Source organism: Clostridium puniceum (genome assembly GCF_002006345.1).
Classification (GTDB): domain Bacteria; phylum Bacillota; class Clostridia; order Clostridiales; family Clostridiaceae; genus Clostridium; species Clostridium puniceum.
Genome location: NZ_LZZM01000055.1, coordinates 1 through 4,436, shown reverse-complemented (window position 1 = coordinate 4,436; position 4,436 = coordinate 1). Strand labels below are relative to the sequence as shown.

Genomic DNA, 4,436 nt, shown 5'->3' with positions numbered 1-4,436 from the left:
TATGCTTCCTACGATTATCAAGATTTGTTAAGAAAAAATAGTTTCTTTCAAAGCATGAGTGCTAAAGGTTGTTGTTTTGATAATGCCTGCGCTGAGACATTTTTTGCATCTTTAAAAAAGGACAAATTGTATGGAATAAAATTTAAAACTAGAGCTGAGGCTAGAACAACTGTTGTTGAATATATAGAGTTATTCTATAATTCAAGAAGGTTACATTCAACTCTAGACTATAACTCTCCAAGAGAATTTAAAAAGGATTACTACCTTGGCCTAAAGGCCGCATCGTAATAATTGAATCATTCTTGGGTAGGGCAATTACAACTACAAGTTTACTAATATTTGAATTATTTTAAATATTATGAATAATAAATAGTGATTTATAATATTCTAAGGAAATCAAAGAAAAACGTACTTTCTATATGTCTATTCTACTCAGAGCACTCCACCTCCATTGTTAAAATCTATGTTAATTTTAGCAATAGAGGTTTACATTTATCTACCCGTTAATTTTTTTACGCTTACTTTTATGGTGCACTTGGTGGGATTCGAACCCACGACTTCTGGATTCGAAGTCCAACGCTCTATCCAACTGAACTACAAGTGCATGAATCTTAGTTAAACTTACCCAGAAGCGTGCTGCTATTATCTCAAACTTGTAGAAGTTGGAGTTTTATGGATGCTAGCTATGGGATATATTAATTTATTTGTATATAAATAAAAACAACTGTTTACAGTTGTTTGTTGGAGCGGGTAGTGGGAATCGAACCCACCTTTCCAGCTTGGAAGGCTGGAGTATTACCGATATACGATACCCGCATATATAATTTATTTTGTTTTGGCATAATTGGAGCGGAAAACGGGATTCGAACCCGCAACCTCCACCTTGGCAAGGTGGCACTCTACCGTTGAGTCATTTCCGCTCATTTTTGGTGCAGATGAAGAGAGTCGAACTCTTACACCGTTAGGCGCTAGATCCTAAGTCTAGTGCGTCTGCCAATTCCGCCACACCTGCATAAATTTGGTGGCTCACCCGGGAATCGAACCCGGGACACCATGATTAAAAGTCATGTGCTCTACCGACTGAGCTAGTGAACCATGAATGGCAGGGATAGCAGGATTTGAACCTACGAATAATGGAGTCAAAGTCCATTGCCTTACCGCTTGGCGATATCCCTATAATGGAATAAAGATATTAGTCCATTCCAAATATCCCAACAAATTGTTAGAAATATATTTACCATTGGTGCGTCATCAGGGATTCGAACCCTGGACACCCTGATTAAGAGTCAGGTGCTCTACCAACTGAGCTAATCACGCATATTATTTGTAAACATAAAAATGGAGCGGGTAGTGGGAATCGAACCCACCTTTCCAGCTTGGAAGGCTGGAGTATTACCGATATACGATACCCGCATGTAATTTGCATCAAATATTAAATAAAATGGAGCGGAAAACGGGATTCGAACCCGCAGCCTCCACCTTGGCAAGGTGGCACTCTACCGTTGAGTCATTTCCGCTCATTTGGTGCAGATGAAGAGAGTCGAACTCTTACACCGTTAGGCGCTAGATCCTAAGTCTAGTGCGTCTGCCAATTCCGCCACACCTGCATAAATTTGGTGGCTCACCCGGGAATCGAACCCGGGACACCATGATTAAAAGTCATGTGCTCTACCGACTGAGCTAGTGAACCAAAGTGGCAGGGATAGCAGGATTCGAACCTACGAATAATGGAGTCAAAGTCCATTGCCTTACCGCTTGGCGATATCCCTACATGGGGTGAACGATGGGACTCGAACCCACGACAACCAGTGCCACAAACTGGCGCTCTACCAACTGAACTACGTTCACCATAATGGTGCGTTTTAAGGGATTCGAACCCCTGGCCCACGCCTTAGAAGGGCGTTGCTCTATCCAGCTGAGCTAAAAACGCATTTTTTCATATGTGCTACAAACTTAAAGTTTGTATGGAGCGGGTAGTGGGAATCGAACCCACCTTTCCAGCTTGGAAGGCTGGAGTATTACCGATATACGATACCCGCATATATTACATTTTCAGAGATTGTTTTAAATGGTCGGGGTGACAGGGATTGAACCTGCGACCTCATCGTCCCAAACGACGCGCGCTCCCAGCTGCGCCACACCCCGACTTAATGGTGCGTTTTAAGGGATTCGAACCCCTGGCCCACGCCTTAGAAGGGCGTTGCTCTATCCAGCTGAGCTAAAAACGCATATTTATTTTTTTGTTTTTTAAGACGTTTATTATTATATCTCGTCTCCGTGGTTTTGTCAACCATTTTTGTTTGCTTTTGTTTCAGAACGGTTTTTATTGTAACCTGTTCTTCAAACTTTGTCAACACTTTTTTCAACTACATCTAATTTGATAAAATTTCAATGGAGCGGGTAGTGGGAATCGAACCCACCTTTCCAGCTTGGAAGGCTGGAGTATTACCGATATACGATACCCGCACATATTATTTTTCAAATAATAGTTTAAGTGGTCGGGGTGACAGGGATTGAACCTGCGACCTCATCGTCCCAAACGACGCGCGCTCCCAGCTGCGCCACACCCCGATATTCAAAGCTTGTTTTCTTGCTCATCGCTTTTCTCTCTAGCGACAAGGATTATTCTACAATATCAAATCTGTTTCGTCAATACCTTTTTTGATATTTTCATAATAATTCTTCAAAAAAACATATAAAATGGTCTTATTGGGACTGCCAAGCCCATTAATAAAAAGGATATTATAAGTAAAATTCATTTAATATAAAATTAAAATAATTAGCCAAATTATTAAAATAACAATCGGCTAATCATTTTTATGACCTAAAATTAAATAACAAATCTAACTTTTATATTCTAATTTCCCTTAAATATGTGTCAATCTTTCCAGCATCATTAATTTCTATAAAGCCGACGCATCTTCCTTTAGATTTTGGAAGTGATATACTGCCTGGATTCATTAATATAATTCCTCCTTCATCTTCTATTAATTGCTGATGAGTATGGCCAAATAATACAATATCAACCTCTAATTCTCTTCCCCTATAATAGATATTATTTATAGAGCTTTTTACACCGTATAAATCTCCATGTGTAAAAAATATTTTTCGTCCATTCACCTCTATAATAGTTTCTTTAGGATATTTTCTTGAGTAATCACAATTTCCTGCAACTACATATACTTCACCTTTAAAACCTTGTTCCAATAGTTCAACATCCTCAATATTATCACCTAAATGTATTAATATATCGGCATCCTTTATTAATTCCTTAGCTGAATTAATATATTTAATCATTCTATGCGTATCGCTAACTACTGCAATCAACATATAATCCTATTCCTCCTTTGGAAATATCTTAATCAATCTTATTAACTCAAAACAAATTATTGCTATGATATAACAACTATCAATGTAACTTTGCCACTATTCTTACCCATACATAATTGAATTTTATCATCTTAATAAGATAATCCTACTTAATCAATTTATACTCAACTATAAAAACTCATGAATAATTCTTTTCAATTCTTTTAATGCATTACCTCTATGGCTAATTTGATTTTTTTCTTCTGGAATTAATTCTCCAAAGGTTTTATTTAATTGCTCATAAAAGAATAATGGATCATATCCAAATCCTCCTGCTCCATGGAGTTCTTCTATTATATACCCCTTTACCTCTCCTGTGACTTCGAAATACTCTCCTCGGTCTGTAAACATTGCTAATTGGCAAATAAACCTAGCTCCTCTATTTTCTTTTGGTACTCCACTTAACTTCTGTAGAAGCTTTTCATTATTTTTTGCGTCATTCCCATGTTCCCCTGCGTACCTAGCTGAATATATTCCTGGTTCTCCATTTAAATAATCAACAGCTAATCCGGAATCATCCGCCAAAACAATAAAATCTTTGTCCCCTCTTTTTAATAAGAATGCATATATTTCTTTTGCTTTTTTCTTTGCATTTTCTTCAAAGGTTTCCCCGTCTTCTATTACATCTATATTAATGTTTTCATTTTCTAAAGATTTGACCTCTATATCTAATTCTTTTAATATTTCTTTCATTTCCATTATCTTTTTTTTATTATTACTTGCTAATATTAATCTTTTCATTGTACATTTCCTCCTAATAATCACATCTAATTAATATAGATAATATTAATATTTTACGTATAACTCTCAATTGATTTCCACACCAAAACCATATATATTTATTAAAACATATGTACCTATCTATCCTTTTCCTGCAAACATACCAGCTGCTATATTAGTATATTAGGTTGTTGAATAACTAATTTTCACAAATAGTTACTTAAGAAAATATTCATAGGAATCAAAGGTTCCAAGGATATTTTCTTGATTTTATTCCTTGCTGTTTTTTATTAAATTCATCTATTAAATAAGCTAATAAAACCCATTTTATATGACGTTCGTATCGG

General features: G+C 36.3%; 3 protein-coding genes and 19 tRNA genes. 1 reads left to right on the top strand and 21 read right to left on the bottom strand.

Annotated features, from left to right (window positions below):
* The coding region (locus CLPUN_RS05035) for an IS3 family transposase (RefSeq protein WP_143328978.1) at nucleotides 1-288 on the top strand (288 nt) is incomplete at its 5' end.
* 239 nt (nucleotides 289-527) lie between these two features.
* On the opposite strand, the gene CLPUN_RS05030 is transcribed toward CLPUN_RS05035, so the two are convergent.
* The 21 genes from CLPUN_RS05030 to CLPUN_RS04930 form a co-directional block, all read right to left on the bottom strand.
* Nucleotides 528-604, bottom strand: a tRNA-Arg gene (locus CLPUN_RS05030).
* A 138-nt stretch (nucleotides 605-742) separates the two neighbouring features.
* Nucleotides 743-816: transfer RNA gene (locus CLPUN_RS05025), tRNA-Gly, on the bottom strand.
* A gap of 29 nt (nucleotides 817-845) precedes the next feature.
* A tRNA-Gly gene (locus tag CLPUN_RS05020) sits at nucleotides 846-920 on the bottom strand.
* 7 nt (nucleotides 921-927) lie between these two features.
* Nucleotides 928-1,012: transfer RNA gene (locus tag CLPUN_RS05015), tRNA-Leu, on the bottom strand.
* A gap of 7 nt (nucleotides 1,013-1,019) precedes the next feature.
* Nucleotides 1,020-1,095, bottom strand: a tRNA-Lys gene (locus CLPUN_RS05010).
* 5 nt (nucleotides 1,096-1,100) lie between these two features.
* Nucleotides 1,101-1,175 (bottom strand) — tRNA-Gln (locus CLPUN_RS05005).
* Nucleotides 1,176-1,241: 66 nt separating this feature from the next.
* Nucleotides 1,242-1,317 (bottom strand) — tRNA-Lys (locus tag CLPUN_RS05000).
* Nucleotides 1,318-1,339: 22 nt separating this feature from the next.
* Nucleotides 1,340-1,413, bottom strand: a tRNA-Gly gene (locus CLPUN_RS04995).
* Nucleotides 1,414-1,442: 29 nt separating this feature from the next.
* Nucleotides 1,443-1,517 (bottom strand) — tRNA-Gly (locus CLPUN_RS04990).
* Between the two features lie 5 nt (nucleotides 1,518-1,522).
* A tRNA-Leu gene (locus CLPUN_RS04985) sits at nucleotides 1,523-1,607 on the bottom strand.
* A 7-nt stretch (nucleotides 1,608-1,614) separates the two neighbouring features.
* Nucleotides 1,615-1,690, bottom strand: a tRNA-Lys gene (locus CLPUN_RS04980).
* A gap of 4 nt (nucleotides 1,691-1,694) precedes the next feature.
* Nucleotides 1,695-1,769: transfer RNA gene (locus CLPUN_RS04975), tRNA-Gln, on the bottom strand.
* Nucleotides 1,770-1,772: 3 nt separating this feature from the next.
* Nucleotides 1,773-1,848: transfer RNA gene (locus tag CLPUN_RS04970), tRNA-His, on the bottom strand.
* Between the two features lie 5 nt (nucleotides 1,849-1,853).
* A tRNA-Arg gene (locus tag CLPUN_RS04965) sits at nucleotides 1,854-1,930 on the bottom strand.
* Nucleotides 1,931-1,965: 35 nt separating this feature from the next.
* Nucleotides 1,966-2,039 (bottom strand) — tRNA-Gly (locus CLPUN_RS04960).
* Between the two features lie 30 nt (nucleotides 2,040-2,069).
* A tRNA-Pro gene (locus tag CLPUN_RS04955) sits at nucleotides 2,070-2,145 on the bottom strand.
* A 6-nt stretch (nucleotides 2,146-2,151) separates the two neighbouring features.
* Nucleotides 2,152-2,228: transfer RNA gene (locus CLPUN_RS04950), tRNA-Arg, on the bottom strand.
* 164 nt (nucleotides 2,229-2,392) lie between these two features.
* A tRNA-Gly gene (locus CLPUN_RS04945) sits at nucleotides 2,393-2,466 on the bottom strand.
* 29 nt (nucleotides 2,467-2,495) lie between these two features.
* Nucleotides 2,496-2,571: transfer RNA gene (locus CLPUN_RS04940), tRNA-Pro, on the bottom strand.
* A gap of 279 nt (nucleotides 2,572-2,850) precedes the next feature.
* Complete coding sequence (locus CLPUN_RS04935; protein WP_077846245.1) at nucleotides 2,851-3,330, bottom strand: metallophosphoesterase; 480 nt, start codon at nucleotides 3,328-3,330, stop codon at nucleotides 2,851-2,853.
* A gap of 168 nt (nucleotides 3,331-3,498) precedes the next feature.
* Nucleotides 3,499-4,110 carry an XTP/dITP diphosphatase gene (locus tag CLPUN_RS04930; protein ID WP_077846244.1) on the bottom strand — a complete coding sequence of 204 codons (612 nt, stop codon included), beginning with the start codon at nucleotides 4,108-4,110 and terminating at the stop codon, nucleotides 3,499-3,501.
* Nucleotides 4,111-4,436 lie beyond the last annotated feature (326 nt).

Bases quoted from the DNA above. Each gene is read 5' to 3' on its own strand.
- CLPUN_RS04935 (WP_077846245.1), bottom strand. From the start codon at position 3,330: ATGTTGATTGCAGTAGTTAGCGATACGCATAGAATGATTAAATATATT.
- CLPUN_RS04930 (WP_077846244.1), bottom strand. From the start codon at position 4,110: ATGAAAAGATTAATATTAGCAAGTAATAATAAAAAAAAGATAATGGAA.